This is a genomic window from Kitasatospora sp. NPDC015120 (genome assembly GCF_043080305.1).
Classification (GTDB): domain Bacteria; phylum Actinomycetota; class Actinomycetes; order Streptomycetales; family Streptomycetaceae; genus Kitasatospora.
Genome location: NZ_JBIBVJ010000067.1, coordinates 1 through 1,394 on the forward strand (window position 1 = coordinate 1; position 1,394 = coordinate 1,394).

A 1,394-nucleotide genomic window follows, 5' to 3' on the forward strand; every position below is an offset into this window, starting at 1 on the left:
CTGAGACCTGATGCCGAGCCGATTGTGGTGAAGTGGATGATCCTATGCTGTCGAGAAAAGCCTCTAGCGAGTTTCATGGCGGCCCGTACCCCAAACCGACTCAGGTGGTCAGGTAGAGAATACCGAGGCGTTCGGGTGAACTATGGTTAAGGAACTCGGCAAAATGCCCCCGTAACTTCGGGAGAAGGGGGGCCATTCCTGGTGACGGCACGTGCTGTCTGAGCTGGGGGTGGCCGCAGAGACCAGCGAGAAGCGACTGTTTACTAAAAACACAGGTCCGTGCGAAGCCGTAAGGCGATGTATACGGACTGACGCCTGCCCGGTGCTGGAACGTTAAGGGGACCGGTTAGCTCCATTTCGGTGGGGCGAAGCTGAGAACTTAAGCGCCAGTAAACGGCGGTGGTAACTATAACCATCCTAAGGTAGCGAAATTCCTTGTCGGGTAAGTTCCGACCTGCACGAATGGCGTAACGACTTCTCGACTGTCTCAACCATAGGCCCGGTGAAATTGCATTACGAGTAAAGATGCTCGTTTCGCGCAGCAGGACGGAAAGACCCCGGGACCTTTACTATAGCTTGATATTGGTGTTCGGTTCGGCTTGTGTAGGATAGGTGGGAGACTTTGAAGCCGTGACGCCAGTCATGGTGGAGTCGTCGTTGAAATACCACTCTGGTCGTGCTGGATGTCTAACCTGGGTCCGTGATCCGGATCAGGGACAGTGTCTGGTGGGTAGTTTAACTGGGGCGGTTGCCTCCTAAAGGGTAACGGAGGCGCCCAAAGGTTCCCTCAGCCTGGTTGGCAATCAGGTGTTGAGTGTAAGTGCACAAGGGAGCTTGACTGTGAGACTGACGGGTCGAGCAGGTACGAAAGTAGGGACTAGTGATCCGGCGGTGGCTTGTGGAAGCGCCGTCGCTCAACGGATAAAAGGTACCCCGGGGATAACAGGCTGATCTTCCCCAAGAGTCCATATCGACGGGATGGTTTGGCACCTCGATGTCGGCTCGTCGCATCCTGGGGCTGGAGTAGGTCCCAAGGGTTGGGCTGTTCGCCCATTAAAGCGGTACGCGAGCTGGGTTTAGAACGTCGTGAGACAGTTCGGTCCCTATCCGCTGTGCGCGTAGGAGTGTTGAGAAGGGCTGTCCCTAGTACGAGAGGACCGGGACGGACGAACCTCTGGTGTGCCAGTTGTTCTGCCAAGGGCATGGCTGGTTGGCTACGTTCGGGAGGGATAACCGCTGAAAGCATCTAAGCGGGAAGCCTGCTTCGAGATGAGCACTCCCACCTCCTTGAGAGGGTAAGGCTCCCAGTAGACGACTGGGTTGATAGGCCGGATATGGAAGCCCTGTGAGGGGTGGAGTTGACCGGTACTAATAGGCCGAGGGCTTGTCCTCAG

The 1,394-nt window shown here is 56.3% G+C and carries 1 rRNA gene; it reads left to right on the plus strand.

The annotated features are described in order from the left end of the window. Positions 1 to 1,392 (plus strand): 23S ribosomal RNA (locus ACF1AK_RS36320); the annotation flags it as partial. Between the last annotated feature and the right edge of the window lie 2 nt (positions 1,393 to 1,394).